Source organism: Synechococcus sp. HJ21-Hayes (assembly GCF_024345835.1).
Taxonomy (GTDB): Bacteria; Cyanobacteriota; Cyanobacteriia; order PCC-6307; family Cyanobiaceae; genus Vulcanococcus.
Genome location: NZ_JAGQBW010000018.1, coordinates 1 through 14,688, shown reverse-complemented (window position 1 = coordinate 14,688; position 14,688 = coordinate 1). Strand labels below are relative to the sequence as shown.

General features: G+C 66.1%; 18 protein-coding genes and 1 tRNA gene. 7 read left to right on the top strand and 12 right to left on the bottom strand.

Features of this window, described 5'->3' with window-relative positions; all coding sequences use genetic code 11:
• Positions 1-50: 50 nt before the first annotated feature.
• The 5 genes from KBZ14_RS12920 to petC all read right to left on the bottom strand — a co-directional run bounded on the left by KBZ14_RS12920 (position 51) and on the right by petC (position 3,345).
• A tRNA-Val gene (locus KBZ14_RS12920) sits at positions 51-122 on the bottom strand.
• A gap of 13 nt (positions 123-135) precedes the next feature.
• Positions 136-942, bottom strand: coding sequence for a precorrin-4 C(11)-methyltransferase (cobM, locus tag KBZ14_RS12915; RefSeq protein WP_255118751.1), 807 nt, complete (start codon positions 940-942; stop codon positions 136-138).
• Positions 939-1,814 carry a prolipoprotein diacylglyceryl transferase gene (gene lgt, locus KBZ14_RS12910; RefSeq protein WP_255118750.1) on the bottom strand — a complete coding sequence of 292 codons (876 nt, stop codon included), beginning with the start codon at positions 1,812-1,814 and terminating at the stop codon, positions 939-941. Before lgt ends, cobM begins: the two co-directional genes overlap by 4 nt.
• On the bottom strand, positions 1,814-2,746 hold the full coding sequence (gene petA / locus KBZ14_RS12905; protein ID WP_255118800.1) for a cytochrome f: 933 nt from the start codon (positions 2,744-2,746) through the stop codon (positions 1,814-1,816). The genes lgt and petA overlap by 1 nt, the downstream gene beginning before the upstream one ends.
• A gap of 50 nt (positions 2,747-2,796) precedes the next feature.
• On the bottom strand, positions 2,797-3,345 hold the full coding sequence (gene petC, locus KBZ14_RS12900) for a cytochrome b6-f complex iron-sulfur subunit (RefSeq protein ID WP_255118749.1): 549 nt from the start codon (positions 3,343-3,345) through the stop codon (positions 2,797-2,799).
• Between the two features lie 128 nt (positions 3,346-3,473).
• Here petC and KBZ14_RS12895 point away from each other — a divergent pair, with 128 nt between their 5' ends.
• Entirely contained in the window at positions 3,474-3,815 is a 342-nt protein-coding gene (locus tag KBZ14_RS12895; protein WP_255118748.1) for a DUF3067 family protein, read from the top strand.
• On the opposite strand, the gene tatC is transcribed toward KBZ14_RS12895, so the two are convergent.
• Both tatC and KBZ14_RS12885 read right to left on the bottom strand, forming a co-directional pair.
• Positions 3,812-4,588 (bottom strand): twin-arginine translocase subunit TatC, encoded by a 777-nt coding sequence (gene tatC / locus KBZ14_RS12890; RefSeq protein WP_255118747.1) that lies wholly within the window; start codon positions 4,586-4,588, stop codon positions 3,812-3,814. The two genes, KBZ14_RS12895 and tatC, sit on opposite strands and share 4 nt — an antisense overlap.
• Positions 4,585-6,285 (bottom strand): Rqc2 family fibronectin-binding protein, encoded by a 1,701-nt coding sequence (locus tag KBZ14_RS12885; RefSeq protein ID WP_255118746.1) that lies wholly within the window; start codon positions 6,283-6,285, stop codon positions 4,585-4,587. Before KBZ14_RS12885 ends, tatC begins: the two co-directional genes overlap by 4 nt.
• Positions 6,286-6,346: 61 nt before the next feature.
• Here KBZ14_RS12885 and gmk point away from each other — a divergent pair, with 61 nt between their 5' ends.
• A complete protein-coding gene (gmk, locus tag KBZ14_RS12880) occupies positions 6,347-6,913 on the top strand; it encodes a guanylate kinase (protein WP_255118745.1) in 567 nt (188 codons plus the stop codon).
• A gap of 75 nt (positions 6,914-6,988) precedes the next feature.
• Here gmk and psaJ read toward each other — a convergent pair whose 3' ends face one another.
• Positions 6,989-7,105: a photosystem I reaction center subunit IX gene (gene psaJ / locus KBZ14_RS12875; protein ID WP_010317976.1), complete on the bottom strand. Its 117-nt coding sequence runs from the start codon at positions 7,103-7,105 to the stop codon at positions 6,989-6,991.
• 50 nt (positions 7,106-7,155) lie between these two features.
• Entirely contained in the window at positions 7,156-7,635 is a 480-nt protein-coding gene (locus tag KBZ14_RS12870) for a Photosystem I reaction center subunit III (RefSeq protein ID WP_255118744.1), read from the bottom strand.
• Positions 7,636-7,723: 88 nt separating this feature from the next.
• Between KBZ14_RS12870 and tsaD the strand changes: the two genes are divergently transcribed.
• Together tsaD and KBZ14_RS12860 are read left to right on the top strand one after the other, a co-directional pair.
• A complete protein-coding gene (gene tsaD / locus KBZ14_RS12865) occupies positions 7,724-8,806 on the top strand; it encodes a tRNA (adenosine(37)-N6)-threonylcarbamoyltransferase complex transferase subunit TsaD (RefSeq protein WP_255118743.1) in 1,083 nt (360 codons plus the stop codon).
• 35 nt (positions 8,807-8,841) lie between these two features.
• Positions 8,842-9,024: a high light inducible protein gene (locus tag KBZ14_RS12860; RefSeq protein ID WP_255118742.1), complete on the top strand. Its 183-nt coding sequence runs from the start codon at positions 8,842-8,844 to the stop codon at positions 9,022-9,024.
• Positions 9,025-9,042: 18 nt separating this feature from the next.
• Here KBZ14_RS12860 and KBZ14_RS12855 read toward each other — a convergent pair whose 3' ends face one another.
• On the bottom strand, positions 9,043-10,212 hold the full coding sequence (locus KBZ14_RS12855; RefSeq protein WP_255118741.1) for a type IV pilus twitching motility protein PilT: 1,170 nt from the start codon (positions 10,210-10,212) through the stop codon (positions 9,043-9,045).
• Positions 10,213-10,314: 102 nt separating this feature from the next.
• Between KBZ14_RS12855 and wecB the strand changes: the two genes are divergently transcribed.
• A complete protein-coding gene (wecB, locus tag KBZ14_RS12850) occupies positions 10,315-11,442 on the top strand; it encodes a non-hydrolyzing UDP-N-acetylglucosamine 2-epimerase (RefSeq protein ID WP_255118740.1) in 1,128 nt (375 codons plus the stop codon).
• A 19-nt stretch (positions 11,443-11,461) separates the two neighbouring features.
• Here the strand turns inward: wecB and KBZ14_RS12845 are convergent, their stop codons facing one another.
• A complete protein-coding gene (locus tag KBZ14_RS12845; RefSeq protein ID WP_255118739.1) occupies positions 11,462-12,652 on the bottom strand; it encodes an efflux RND transporter periplasmic adaptor subunit in 1,191 nt (396 codons plus the stop codon).
• A gap of 107 nt (positions 12,653-12,759) precedes the next feature.
• Between KBZ14_RS12845 and ychF the strand changes: the two genes are divergently transcribed.
• Both ychF and KBZ14_RS12835 read left to right on the top strand, forming a co-directional pair.
• Positions 12,760-13,851 carry a redox-regulated ATPase YchF gene (gene ychF, locus KBZ14_RS12840; RefSeq protein WP_255118738.1) on the top strand — a complete coding sequence of 364 codons (1,092 nt, stop codon included), beginning with the start codon at positions 12,760-12,762 and terminating at the stop codon, positions 13,849-13,851.
• Between the two features lie 67 nt (positions 13,852-13,918).
• Positions 13,919-14,113 carry a hypothetical protein gene (locus tag KBZ14_RS12835; protein ID WP_255118737.1) on the top strand — a complete coding sequence of 65 codons (195 nt, stop codon included), beginning with the start codon at positions 13,919-13,921 and terminating at the stop codon, positions 14,111-14,113.
• 3 nt (positions 14,114-14,116) lie between these two features.
• Here KBZ14_RS12835 and KBZ14_RS12830 read toward each other — a convergent pair.
• The coding region (locus tag KBZ14_RS12830; protein WP_255118736.1) for an MFS transporter at positions 14,117-14,688 on the bottom strand (572 nt) is incomplete at its 5' end.

The window sequence follows — 14,688 nt, the reverse complement described above, 5'->3', positions numbered from 1 at the left end:
ATGGCTCGTAACGATGAAACTCCTGCAGTGCAGGGGTTGAATTCAAAATATGGGCGATACTGGATTCGAACCAGTGACCCCTTCCGTGTGAAGGAAGTGCGCTACCGCTGTGCTAATCGCCCGCACCCCAAGAGCTTAAAACATCGTGGGCCCCACCTCCGCCCCGCCGCGGAACAGGTGGTGATGGCTGGCTGAATACAGCTTGGATCGTGCCTCTCCTGGGGCCGCCAACGCCGGACTCACCACGTACAGGGTGGTGCGGATGAGGTCCCGTTCCTGGCTCACCTGAGCCATTTCGCTCAGGGGCACCACCGTGAGCCACTGGTCGGGCCAGCTGACGCGATAGCCGATCGCCACGGGGGTGTCGGCTGGGTAGTGCCGCAGTAGCTCGGCCTGCACCTGCTCCACGTGGCGCGCACTCAGGTAGAGGCACAGGGAGGCCTGCAGGGCCGCCAGCCGCTCGAGCGATTCGTTCTCCGGCAACCCTGTGCGTCCACCAGCACGGCTAAGCACGATGGTCTGCACCAGGCCGGGAATGGTGAGTTCACTGCTCAGGGCAGCCGCGGTGGCCTGGTAGGCGCTGAGCCCGGGCACCACCTCCACAGTGATGTCGGCATCCAGCAGCCGGCAGAGTTGTTCATTGAGGGCGCTGTAGAGGCAGGTATCGCCATCGTGGAGGCGCACTACCCGCTTACCGGCCCTGGCGCGATCCAGCATCAGCTCCATCACCTCCTCCAAAGTGAGGGTGCTGGTGCGAATGCGCTCACAGGCGGACGGAGCCAGGGCGGCCAGCTGCGGGCTCACCAGGGAATCGGTCCAGATCAACACCTCGGCCTGTTCGATCGCCCGTAGGGCCCGGATGGTGAGTAGATCTGGGGCTCCAGGGCCAGCCCCCACGACCCAGACCTTGGCGGTGGTTGCTGTGGTGAGGTCGTTGTTCAAGTGGGGGAGCCGGAGGAAGGCAGGTTGATGCCGCTCGGATCGGGCAGAGCCCGCTGACGGACATACAGCCAGTAAAGGCCGAATCCTGCGGCGGCCATCAACACCAGGCTCACCAGCTGTGCCATGCGCAACCCACCGTCACAGAAGGGAGGTGCGCCGGCCAGGCAGAGAGGATCGATGCGTAACCCCTCAATCCACAGCCGCCCGGTGCTGTAAGTGAGCAGGTAGAAGCAACTGAGGGCTCCCGCCGGCAGGGGCAGCTGGCCCTTCAGGCCCCGCTGGAACAACACCAACAGCAGGATCACCACCCCCAGATTCCACAACGACTCGTAGAGAAATGTGGGGTGGAACGTGGTTTGGTCCAGGAACTGAATGGGCCGATTGGCGAATGGAATGGTGAGTTTCCAGGGCAGATCAGTGGGAAGACCGAAGGCCTCGGAGTTGAAGAAGTTGCCCCAGCGGCCGATGGCCTGGCCAAGGGCTACCGATGGCACCAGCACATCGAGCAGGTTCCAGAAGGCGAGCTTGCGCCAGCGGCAATAGAGAATCACCGCGAGGCTGCCGCCGAGCAGGGCGCCGTGGATGGCTATCCCTCCCCTCCAGATCGCCAGGGCATCGAGCCAGTTCAACTGGTATTGCCGCCACTCGAACACCACGTAGTACACGCGAGCACCAATCACGGCCGCCAGCACCAGGATCGGCAATAGGTCGGCGATCATCGCCGGCTCGATGCCCCGTTGTCTGCCCAGGCGCGTGGCGAGCATCAGGCCCAGCAACACCGCAACGGCGATCAGTAAGCCATACCAGCGCAGAGAAAAAGGGCCCAGCTGAAACAGCAAGGGCCCCGGTGAGGTGAACACAGCGAGATGCATCAGACGCCTTCGGCAGCCTGCACCTTTTCTACCTGCCTCTTCTTCAGTACCAGCATGATCTGGGCTAGGGCAACGGCGGCGAAGAAGGCGAGCATCCCGTAGATACGCACAGGGTTCTGGAGCACCACCTCAGCATCGAGCTGGCCGAACCCACCCACGTTGGGATCGTTGGTGAGGGCTTCGCCCACCACCACGGCCTGTCCCACGCTGGCGGTCACGGTGGGGCCGGCGGGGATGGCCTCATTCACGCTGGTGCCGTCGGCGGTTTTGATCACCACCACGGATCCGCCGTTCTCACCGGCGTTGATCGCTTCCACGCTGCCGGCAACGGAGGCATTGAATACGCCGTTGTTGCTCTTCTCGCCAGTGGGATACACCTGGCCGCGGCCACGGTTGCCGCCCACGTGTAGCTGGTACTTGCCGAAGTGGATGTTGCTGTCGGTTGCGGGATCGGGAGCGAGGATCGGGAAGGTGATCGTCTGGTGCTGGTCACCCGGGAGGGGGCCCACCAGCAGGATGTTGGGGTCGTTGTCGCTCCACTGGGTCACGTAGACACCGGCGGTTTCCTCCTTGAGCTCCTCGCTGAGGCGATCGGCCGGTGCGAGTTTGAAACCATCGGGCAGCATCACCACGGCGCCCACATTGAGCCCGGTGGCACTGCCGTCACCAGCAACCTGCTGAACAGAGGTGTCGTAGGGGATCTTTACCTCAACTTTGAACACCTCGTCGGGGAAGACCGCCTGGGGCACTTCCACCTGGGTGGGCTTCTTGGCCAGGTGGCAGTTGGCGCAGGCCAACTTGCCGGTGGCTTCCCGGGGGGTGGCGTAGTTCTGCTGCGCCCAGAAGGGGTAGGCCCAGCTTGCCTGGGGAGCCACGAACAGGGCGCCGAGGGCGAGGAGCGAACTCAGCAGCAGGGAGAAGGAGCGACGCATGGGGCGTTGGGGCGGGCGGGCGGGCAAGGGGGAGACGAGCGCGGGGTAGATCAGGCCCACCAGGGCTTCTCGCCGGTGCGGAAATCTGTTTCAGTCCACTGGCTCAGGAACACGTTGTCGTTCTCCACCGAGACGTGGGCTAGGGCCAGGGAGAGGGGAGCGGGACCGCGTACCACCTTGCCGGTTGCGTCGTACTGGGAGCCGTGGCAGGGGCACATGAACTTGTTGGCCCCATCGTTCCAGGGCACCACGCAGCCCAGGTGGGTGCAGATGGCGTTGATGCCGTAGCTGCCGATGGCATCGCTGCCCTCGACGATCAGATAGGTGGGATCGCCCTTGAGGCCCTGCACCAGGCTGCGGTCGCCTTCCTTGTGGCTGCCGAGCCAGCCGCTGGCGGTGACGTTGTTGCCCAGCTCATCCTTGGCGGTCACGCCACCACCACCACCGGCGGCCTTGGGGGGGATGAAGTAGTTCACCACCGGGTAGAGGGCACCCAGGGCCACGCCTGTGACCGTGCCGAAGGTCAGCAGATTCATGAACTGCCGACGACCCATTCCGGGAACATCACCGCTGGACGAGGGCGCTGGGATCTGGGTCATACGGGGCGGCTGGGGAGCCCACTGCAACGTGGCGCCCATTATGAACCTTGCCCAGCCCTGAACGGCTTGGCCCAACAGGGCTCTGCCGAGACCCTGCAACATGCTGTTGCGCGCCCGCTGCCACACCCTTGGATTCCGCCGACCTCCCCGCCGCCCCCCTGGTGGCCTTAGAAGTGCTGGAGCTGTTGCGGCGTCGCTGGCAGGCCTCCTACGACCTGCAGCTCATTTCCAGGCGGGGTCGTCTTTACCTGCAGGTGATGTGGGGCTACCTGGAGCAGCAGTCGTTCCCGCTGGATGCCGAGCAGTACGCGGCCAAGTTGGAGGAGCTGGTGGGCACGCTCAATGGCCTGGGGGTGGCCGCCCAAGTGCGCCACTGGCTCAATAGCACCACCGATAAACCCCGGCTTGGCAAGGCCATGACCCTGCCGCTGGAGCTGCCGCAAGGCCGGGCCAGCGAGTTTCTGCTCTAGGCCGTCTGGGGCCGCTGCACCAGAGTGGCCAGGCCCACGCCGATCAGATAAAGGGCTGTGATCGCCCCGGTGAGCAGCAGCATCGTGATCGGATCCGTGGAGGGGGTGAGTACGGCTCCTGCCAGAGCCGAGGCCACCACCACCCAGCGCCAGGCGCCGAGCATGGTCTGGGCGCGCACTACCCCCAGGGCTGCCAGTAGCAGTTGCAGCACCGGCAGCTGGAACGCCAGGGCGGTGGCCACCATCAGCAGCAGCACGAAATCCAGGTAGCGCTCGATCGACCAGATCGGCTCCACTACATCGGCGCCATAGCTCACCAGGAAATTGAGGGCCGCTGGCACCAGGGCCCACCAGGCGAAGGCCAGGCCCGCCACGAACAACACCGCCGAGCCCGCTACCGCTGGAGCCACCAGGCGTTGTTCGCGGCGGGTGAGGCCGGGCAGCACAAAGGCAAGCCCCTCGTAGAGAACGTAGGGGAGGGCCAGGGTGAGGCCGGCGTAGCCCGCCACCTTGAGCGACACGAACAGAAATTCACCCGGGGCCAGCTGCAGAAAGCGGATGCCGTGGGCTGGCACCTCCAGCAGTCGCACCAGGGGGCGCACCAGCAGCAGGCAACCGGCCGCGCCGATCACCACCGCCAGCAGGCTGCGCAGGATGCGGCTGCGCAGTTCCTCCAGGTGATCCACCAGGGTCATCTCCACCTCCCCCGGGAACTCGTTACCGAGATCGCTCAGCGGTGGTGCTGGCGCGGGCAGGGTGTCGTTTTCGCTCATGGCTCGGGCTCCCCCTTGAGGCTAGGGACTGCCTGCTCCAGAAGGGCTGTTGCCCGTGCCGGTTCGGCCCAGAGCACGGTGCCACCTCGGTGGCGCACGGTGCCTGCCGCTGCCCCTGCAATGCGTTGCAGATCCTCGGTGGGCACCATCACCACGGCCACCCGGCTGTTGCCGCGGGCCCGACTGAAGTGGGCAGCCAGGTCTGCGGCGGCCTGCAGGTCGGCCTCGCTGAGGGGTGCTTCGGACCCCTTGAGCACCACGTGGCTGCCCGGACATTCCTGGGCATGGAACCAGAGATCGCCGCGCCTGGCCTGGCGCAGGCTGATCCACTCGTTCTGGCGGTGGTTGCGACCCACTTGTAGGCGCGCCCCACTGGGGCTGCGTGCTTCCAGGGGGCAGGGAACGTCCTGGCGTGATCCCGTGCCCTTGGAGCGCTGTTTGAGCACCAGGTCACTGTCCTGTTCCAGGGCAGTGAGCTCGTTGAGGCTGGCCGTGGGCGGAAGCTGCTCCAGGTAGGTGAGGCTCGCGTCCAGCTCGGCGATGCGCTGGTGGTGTTGCTCCAGCCGCGGGGTGATCGCGGCCACGGAACGCCGCAGTTTGCGGGCTTTTTTATAGAGAGACTGGGCCTCTCCCACCTGCTCGCGGCTGGGTTGTGGCAGGCACAGCAGGGCATCGGCCCGGCGCTGCAAGGCGTCGCTGTTCTCCACCTGATCCAGCAGCGCCTGTTGGTGCTGCTGTTGCTGCTGCTCACGGCTGAGGGCCTGCTGCAGCCGTTGTTCCAGCTGCCGGCGCCGTTGCCCCTGCCGTCGTTGTCCCAGCTGCTGGCGGTGGTAGTCCGCCAGAGCCTGGTTGATGGCTAGGGGATCGCCAGGGCTGTCACCAGCTTTCCAGCAGCTGTAGGCCGTTGCCTCGCCCGCGCTGAACTGAAAACGGCCCTCGTCCAGCGCTGCGAGCCAGGTTTGCCAGCCCTGCCACAGTTGTTGCCACTGCTCCGGGGTGAGGGCGTCGACCGGCTGGCTCAGCAGGGCGGTGGCCTCGGACTGCCGGTCGCCCGCCAGTTGCAGCGCCAGGGCTGGGCTGATGCCCTGATAAGCCCCCTGCAGGGCCTGTTTCAAGGGCAGGGGCAGCAGTTGCAGTTCCTGCCGCCAGTGCGCGAAGGATTCATCGCGGCAGGGGGGCTTGCCCGCCAGGGGTGGCGGAGGGCTGTAGACATCGCCGGTGGCGATGGGCCGCAACCTGGATTGCTGCTCCCGCACCTGGCGGGCCGCCGCCACGACGCGCTGGTTCTCATCCAGCAGAAAGAGATTGCTGTGGCGGCCCATCAGTTCCACCACCAGGGTGCGGCTGATGGCCTCGCCAGGCCGTGGGGCGAACTTGAGGTGAACCACCCGCTCCCAACTCGGTTGCTCCAGCGCCACCAGGGCAAGGCCACCCAGGCCGTGCTGCAACTGCTGGGCCAGGGTGCTGCCATCCCCACCGCGGGGCGGTGGGGGGATGGCGAACAGCCTGGGGGCTTCGGCCTGCCAGCTGAGCTCCAGCCAGGTGCGCCCCTCCAGGCTGCGAAAGCCGAGCTGCAGGGTGTGGGAATCGGCCTGCTGGGCCTTCTCGAAGCGGCTGGGCACCAGCCGAGGCTCCAATTCCCCCAGCACCGCCCGCAGGGTGGTGAGATCCATGGCCTGGAGGGGCAGGGGGGCCATGGCGGCGATGGGAGGGACTCCAGAGGCGCTCCTACTCTGCAGGCCCGTGGTTGACGCAGTAATGGGTGCTCCCGCTCCCGCCGGCAGGCTCTTTCTGATCACCGGCCCGAGCGGGGTGGGAAAGGGCACCCTGGTCGCGGCGCTGCTGCAGCGCCATCCCCAGATCTGGCTCTCCATCTCTGCCACCACTCGCGCGCCACGAACGGGTGAAGTGGAGGGTGAGAGCTATTTCTTCATGGCCCGCGATGGTTTCGAGGCCACCGTGGCCCAGGGCGGTTTGCTGGAGTGGGCCGAGTTCGCGGGCAACTGCTACGGCACCCCGCGCCAGCCGGTGGAGGCCCAGTTGGCCTCTGGCCGCCCGGTGTTGCTGGAGATCGAATTGGAGGGGGCTCGCCAGGTGCGCCAGAGCTTCCCGGCCGGCTTTCAGATTTTCATCAAGCCCCCCAGCTTTGAGGAGTTGGAGCGCCGGATCCGCGGCCGCGGCACCGACAGTGACGAGGCCATTGCCAAGCGCCTGGAGCGGGCTCGGGTGGAGCTGGCTGCCGAGGGGGAATTTGACGCGGTGCTGGTGAACGGCGATTTCGAAACGGCCCTAGCCGAGCTGGAACAGCTGATGCAGCTCGGCTGAGCTGTTTCTGCTCGATCGGGTTGACCATAAAAAAAAGCGGCCCACTCGGGGCCGCTCAAAGATGGGCGCTGCTGCTCACATCGGATGGAAGAGCAGATCGGGAAAGAACCGGTTGAATTCGATCAAGATGCCGGCGGTCACGGTGAACCAGATGGCGGCGAAGACCGGGGCGGTGGTGAGGAACTTCTTCATCGGAAAAAGACTTGGGGGAAAGGCCTGAATGGGGGAGCGTGAGGCCGCGATCAGCGGGGGGACACGGTCACCTTGTCGTCAGACTCAAGCAACTTGCCGCTGGTGAGCTCACCAAAGGCGGCTAGGGGCCAAGTGGCAGCAGCAATGGTGCTCTTGATGGCCAGAGGCAGATCGATCTGGATCTCCTTCATCGCCGCGTCCTTCTCGCCACGGATGGCTTTTAAGTAGTTACGTCCAGCCCAGCCGATGCAGCCTGCGATGTAGAGGAAGGCGATGCCGGGGATCATGAACTCGCCGGCGTGGCTCCAGCGGCCGTCCACGATCAGGTGGGGAAGCCCATCGGCGCCGCAGAGGGCCTGGCTGTACATCTCGAAGCGGGCCTTGGCCTGCTCGGTGGTGGCTCCGCTGGCGCGCTGTTGGAAGCGGGCGCTCTCAGCGCAGGGAGTGAGACCTGCCACATCGGCTTTGGCCACAGGGGCGAAGCCGAAGATCAGCAGGGCAGAAATCAGAACGGCAAAGAGGCGGCGCATCGGCTCCAGTGCTTGATGGCGTGCTGGGTAGACACCTGCAGCACGGCAGGATGTCACTTGCGGACAGTAAGGGAGATCTCCAGAACTGATGCCCACACTGTTATCCCTCGAAACAAGTTGTGACGAGTCCGCGGCTGCGGTGGTGCGCGATCAGCGGGTGCTGGCGAGCGCTGTGGCCTCCCAGGTGGAGGAGCACGCCCGCTTTGGCGGCGTGGTGCCTGAGATTGCCTCGCGGCGGCATGTGGAAGCCCTGCCCTCTTTGATCGAGCAGGTGATGGCCGAGAGCGGCGTGGCCTACGCCGAGCTCGATGCGATTGCGGCCACTGCGGCTCCTGGTCTGGTGGGGGCCCTATTGGTGGGTTCCATCACGGGGCGGTGCCTGGCGCGGCTGCATGGCAAGCCCTTTTTGGGGGTGCACCATCTGGAAGGCCATCTCTGCTCGGTGCACCTGGGCGAGCCCCTGCCGGAGGGGCCATACCTGGTGTTGTTGGTGAGCGGCGGCCACACCGAGATGATCCGGGTGGATGGTCCTGGGGACTACCGGCGACTGGCCCGCAGCCGGGATGATGCCGCTGGCGAGGCCTTCGACAAGGTGGCCCGGCTGTTGCAGCTGGGCTATCCCGGCGGACCCGCCATTCAGGTGGCGGCAGCGGGGGGTGATCCGCGGCGGTTCCCGCTGCCCAAGGGCCGGGTGTCGCGGCCCGAAGGAGGATTTCACCCCTACGACTTCAGCTTCAGTGGTTTGAAAACGGCCGTGCTGCGCCTGGTGACGCAGCTCAAGGCCGAGGAGCAGGCCGCCGGTGGCCCTGGCGGCACGGCACCCTTCCCCCTGGCGGATGTGGCCGCCAGCTTTGAGCAGGTGGTGGCGGATGTTTTGGTGGAGCGCACCACCCGCTGTGCCCGTGATCAGGGCCTTGGCACCCTGGTGATGGTGGGCGGTGTGGCGGCCAATCGGCGGCTGCGCGCGTGCATGGCCCAGCGCTGCGCCGCCTTGGGCTTGGAGTGGCGGGTGGCCCCGCTGGCCTACTGCACCGACAACGCCGCCATGATCGGGGTGGCGGCGGAGCAGCGGCTGCTGGCCGGGGGCCGCAGTGATGGTCGGCTGGCGGTGGCACCACGCTTGGCCCTCGAGGAGGCAGTTCTGCTCTATGGGCCTCAGGCCCCCTTCTGATCTTCCTAGGCTCTTGAGACTCAAAGGCAGTTGCGATGGCCACCGCCCAATCCCGGGACACGGTCGAGGCCGGGCCCGACGAGATCAATCAGTGGAAGCGGGGCTTCACTCCCCAGGCTGAGATCTGGAATGGCCGGATGGCCATGCTGGGTCTGTCGGTCGGCCTTGGTGTGCTGCTGGTGGTGCGCCTGCTGGGCGACCTCAGCGCTGCCCACTGACCCCTGGCGATCCGGCCCTCAGGCTTTGCCCCGGAGGGCCTGGGCCAGTTCGTTGGGCTTGAGGCTCTGGGCGATGGCATCGCCAGCGCTGACGCGGCCGCCCTCCACCAGCTGCAGCAGAGCCTGGTTGGCGGTCTGCATGCCATCGAAGCCGCTGCGCTCCATGATCTGTTCGATCTCTTCGAGTTCGCCCCGCTGGATGTAATCGCGGCAGGCGTCTGTATTGATCAGGATGTCGTGAAAGGCTGCCCGCTTGCCATCCGTTGTTTTCAGCAGCCCCTGGGCGATTACCCCCAGCAACGACTCCGCCACCGCCCGCCGCACCGGCGGCTGCTCGGCGGGGGGGAACATCCCGAGGATGCGCTCCACCGTGCGCACGGCTGAGTTGGTGTGCAGGGTGCCGAACACCAGGTGACCCGTCTGAGAGGCCTCCAGGGCTGTGGCCAGGGTGTCCTGGTCGCGGATCTCCCCGATCAGGATCACGTCGGGGTCTTCCCGCAGGGCTGCCCGCAGGGCGCTGTGGAACTGGCGGGTGTGTTGCCCCACCTCCCGGTGGCGGATCAACGACTCCCGGCTCTGGTGCACGAACTCCACGGGATCCTCAATCGTGAGGATGTGCCGCTGCATGGTGCTGTTGATCCAGTCGATCATCGCGGCCAGGGTGGTGCTCTTGCCCGAGCCGGTGGGACCAGTCACCAGCACCAGGCCCTTGGGGCGTTGACATAACTCCCGCAGCACGGCCGGTAGCCGCAGCTCATCGAGGCTGGCGATCGTCTGGGGAATCAGGCGCAGCACCATCGCTGGCCCCCGCAGTGAGTCCATCAGGTTGATGCGCACCCGCACGAACGGAAACGCGTGGGAGGCATCGAAGTCTTTGGTCTTCAGGAAGTGGTCGATCTGGCTGGGGGACAGCATCTCCTTCAACCACGCGTTGAAGGTGGAGCTGTCGGTGACAGGCCAACCGGTGCGCAGCATGTCGCCTCGAGCTCGGTAGCGCGGTTCTTCGCCCACGCCCAGGTGCACGTCGGAGTAGTTCTGCTGCTGGGCCAGGCGCACAATCCCCTCCAGGCTGGGGGGCATGGCGCCATTGCCCGGTGGCTGGGCCGGTGCCGCTGCCGCTGCCGGAATCACCGCTGGCGGTGTGGGGGGAACCAGGCTAGGGGGAAATAGCGCATCAGGACTGGCCATGGACCCCGCCGGTGGACTACGAGCCTCAGCATTGCGTTGAAGGCCCACCTGTGCCTTCAACGCGGGAGGCATCTTTAGGATCCGCCTGGATGCAGCACTGTCTTGACCACGCCCCATAACGTCTGCATCGTGCTGGGCACCCGGCCCGAGGCGATCAAGTTGGCGCCGGTGATTCAGGCTTTCCAGCAGGCCGACGACTTCAACACCCGCGTGGTGCTCACCGGTCAGCACCGGGAGATGGTGGCCCAGGTGATGGAACTGTTCGGCCTTCAGGCCGATCACGATCTGGCCCTCATGGCCCCCAAACAGACACTCACCCACATCACCAGTGGTGCCTTGCAGGGGTTACAGGCAGAGTTCGAGCAGCACAAGCCGGATCTGGTGCTGGTTCAAGGAGATACAACCACCGCCTTCGCCTCGGCCTTGGCCGCCTTCTATGCCCAGATCCCCGTGGGCCACGTGGAGGCGGGTCTCCGCACGGACAACATCATGGATCCCTACCCGGAGGAGGCCAATCGGCGGCTGATCTCCCAGCTGGCGCAGCTGCACTTTGCGCCCACTGAGGTATCCGCGGCGAACTGCCGCGCCTCTGGCGTGGTGGGGGAGGTGTGCATCACCGGCAACACCGTGATCGATGCGCTGCTGCTGATGGCGGAGAAGGCGCCGCCGTTTGAACTGCCCGGCCTCGATTTCGACAAGCAGCGCGTGATTCTGGCCACGGTGCATCGGCGCGAGAACTGGGGTGAGCGCCTGCAGGAGATTGGCCGCGGCTTCTTGCAGGTGCTCGAGCGCTTCCCCGATACAGCCCTGCTACTGCCGCTGCACCGCAATCCCACCGTGCGCGAACCGCTGCAGGCCCTGCTGGGCAACCATCCGCGTGCCTTCCTCACGGAGCCGCTCGACTACGACCGCCTCGTGGCCGCCATGCGCGGAGCCACCCTGCTGCTCACCGATTCCGGCGGATTGCAGGAGGAGGCTCCAGCCCTCGGCAAGCCGGTGCTGGTGCTGCGCCGCACCACGGAGCGTCCGGAGGCTGTCGATGCCGGTACCGCCAAGTTGATCGGCACTGATGCGGCCGACATCCTGCGGGAAACAGCGCTGCTGCTGGAGAACCGCGAGGCCTATGAGGCCATGGCCCGGGCCCACAATCCCTTCGGCGATGGCCAGGCCAGCGCCCGCATTCTCGAATCCTGTCGCCGGTTTCTCCAGCAGCGCAGCCCCCAGCCTTAAGGCTGGGAGCGGCGTTCCTTCAGGATTTGGCCCGCTTGTTCTTGGCCCAGGGAGGCAGGTCGATGAACACGCGAGCGCCAGGTTTGAGGCCATCGAGGATCTGGGTGTCACGGCCGCTGCTGGCTCCCAGGGTGACGGGCTGGAAGGTGGGTTGATTCTTGGGGCCCACCAGCAACACCCCCGGCCGCCCCTCTTCGGTGACCACCGCCACCGTGGGCACCAGGGTGCGAGCCGCCAGTTGGCCCGTGTTGAAGTCAATGTCGGCGGTCATGCCGATGCGCAGTTCCGGGGGCGGACTGAGCAGTTGCAGCTTCACCTCGAACGAGGTGACGTTGTTGAGCTTTTCGGCTCGGGGCGCGATTTGGCGTACCCGGGCGGCGAAGCGGCGGTCGGGGAAGGCGTCCACCCGCACGCTGGCCGGTTGCCCCAGTTTGAGGCGTCCAATGTCGCTCTCGGGCACCTTGGCGATGGCTTCGAGGCCCTGGGCCAGTTCCACGATCGAGGAGCTGCTGGCCCCGGCGCTGGCGCTGGCCGAGGTGGTGGGAGTCACGAAGGCGCCGGGATCGGCGAAGCGGGCGGTGATCACCCCTGAGAAGGGGGCGCGCACGGTGAGCTCGCTGCGTTCGATCTGCCTCTGCTCGAGCCGTTGCTGAGCAGCTTGCATGGCTGCAAGGTCCACCAGGTAGGTGCTGCGGATCCGGCTGTAGTCGGTCTGGCTGATGGCCTTTTGCCTGTAGAGGCCCTTGTTGCGTTCGAGTTCGCTGCGGCTGCGCTCCAGCTGGGCCTTGGTGGAGTTCTCCAGGGCCTGGAGTTCCTGCAGGCGATCGCGTAGGTCGCCGCTGTCCATCAAGGCAATTGGTTGGCCGGCCACCACGGAGTCGCCTTCCTCCACGTAGAGCTCCTGCAGAACCCCTTGGCGCTTGGGACTCACGTTCACGCTGCGGTAGGCGCCCAGCTCGCCGCTGGCGGTGATCACCCCCGGTAGGGCCCCTTCCCGGGCCACCACGGTGTAATCCGCCAGGGAGGTTTGCTGCTGGGCGGAGCGGCGCTGTCCCAGCAGGCTGGTGCCCGCCACCACCACCACGGCTGCGGCCAGCGCGCCCGCCCAAAGCCGGCGGCGCCTTAGCCAGCTCGGTCCTGGCAAGGCAAGCAAGGCCTTGCTGCCAGCGGCCGGCTCAGATCCCTCGCGCTGGGGAGCGGGTTGGAGCATGACGAAAGGAATGGCAGGTCGCCGGCGCTCGCTCCAGTCTTCCTGGTCGCGGCGTCCACTGTGGCGGCCAGCGGGGGTGGATCACCGGCGGCTCGTAGATTCCAGCCATGCTCAAAGCCGGAATCGTCGGTCTGCCCAACGTTGGCAAGTCGACCCTGTTCAACGCCCTGGTGGCCAATGCCCAGGCCGAAGCCGCCAACTATCCCTTCTGCACGATTGAGCCCAACTCGGGCATCGTGTCGGTGCCGGATCCACGTCTGCAGCTGCTCTCCGATGTGAGTGGCAGCAAGGAGATCATTCCCACCAAGGTGGAGTTTGTGGATATCGCCGGCCTGGTGAAGGGAGCCAGTCAGGGCGAGGGCCTGGGCAATAAGTTCCTGGCCAACATCCGCGAAGTGGACGCGATCGTGCACGTGGTGCGCTGCTTCGAGAACGACGACGTGATCCACGTGAGCGGCTCGGTAGGCCCGGCCCGCGACGCCGAGGTGATCAACCTGGAACTGGGTCTGGCCGATCTCTCCCAGGTGGAGAAGCGGCGCGAGCGCCTCAAGAAGCAGGTGAGAACTAGCAAGGAGGCCCAGGTCGAAGACGCTGCCCTTGAGCGCATCCAGGTGGTGCTGGAACAGGGCGGTGCGGCCCGCAGCGTGGAGCTCAGCGCTGAGGAGGCCCTGATGGTGAAGCCCTTGGGTCTGCTAACCGCCAAACCGATCATCTATGCCACCAACGTGAGCGAAGACGATCTGGCCACAGGCAACGCCTACTGTGACGAAGTGGCGGCTTTGGCCCAGAAGGAAGGCGCCGGCACGGTGCGGATCTCGGCCCAAGTGGAGGCCGAGCTGATCGAGTTGCCCGAGGAGGATCGCGCCGAATTTCTGGCCGGTTTGGGGGTGGAGGAGGGCGGCCTGCAGAGCCTGATCCGTGCCACTTACACCCTGCTGGGCCTGCGTACTTACTTCACCACAGGCGAGAAGGAAACCCGTGCCTGGACGATCCAGGCCGGCATGACTGCCCCCCAGGCCGCCGGTGTGATCCACACCGATTTCGAGCGGGGCTTCATTCGCGCCCAGACCATTGGCTACAAGCAGTTGCTAGAGGCCGGTTCCCTGGCGGAGGCGCGTACCAAGGGCTGGCTGCGGGCCGAGGGCAAGGAGTATGTGGTGGCCGAGGGTGACGTAATGGAGTTCCTGTTCAACGTGTGAGCTGCCCTGGGGCAACACTGCGGATGTGGCCGCAGGCCCCAGAATGGTCACAGAGCTTGTGGACCCGATGACCGCCCAGCAGCCTTCCACCCCCGCGGGTGCCCCCGCTGGCGATGCTTCTCATCCCCACGACTTCGACGTTCAGAAGGAGCTGCACCAGCAGATCCGCAACGATCCCGACTACGACGACTGGGAATACGGCACCGAGCCCCTGCCCCATGAGGCCTGGGTGGCGCCTCGCAACGCCGACAAGAGCGCCTGAGCTTCAGCGCCTGGCGTACCTGTTGATCGGTCCCAGGAGCCCCAGGCCAAGTAGACATGTTGTGGCCACCAGCAGCCACAGCACGGCTCCATGCCGGTGGCTGTCCAGCAGCACGCCTGCCACCAGCGGTGCACCGAAGGCGCTGATGGCAAAGCACTGGGAGAACAAAGCCATGGCGAGCCCCTGATGGTCGGGGGGGCTGAGTTCCACCACTGCTTCGGTGGCGATCGGTAGAAAGGCCGCTTCCCCCAGGGCGAGGGGCAGTTGGGCCAGCACCACCAGGCCGATCCCGTGCCTGCTCAGGGCCGAGAGGGCCAACAGTGCGGTGCCGATGGCCATGCACACCAGGCTCAGCTTCAGCCCCACCACCACGGGCTTCTCGGCCAGGGTGCGGCCAACAGGCCATTGCAGTAGCAGCAGCAAGCCCAGTTGCAGGCCGATCAGCAGCGCGCTGATGCTCTCCGGTTGGGCCGCCCGCTCCAGCCCGCCCCGCACCAGATCCAGGGGCAGGGCACTTTGCATCAGGGCTGGAATGGCGGTGGCGACCACCGAGAGGGCCAGCAGCGGCAGCAGGG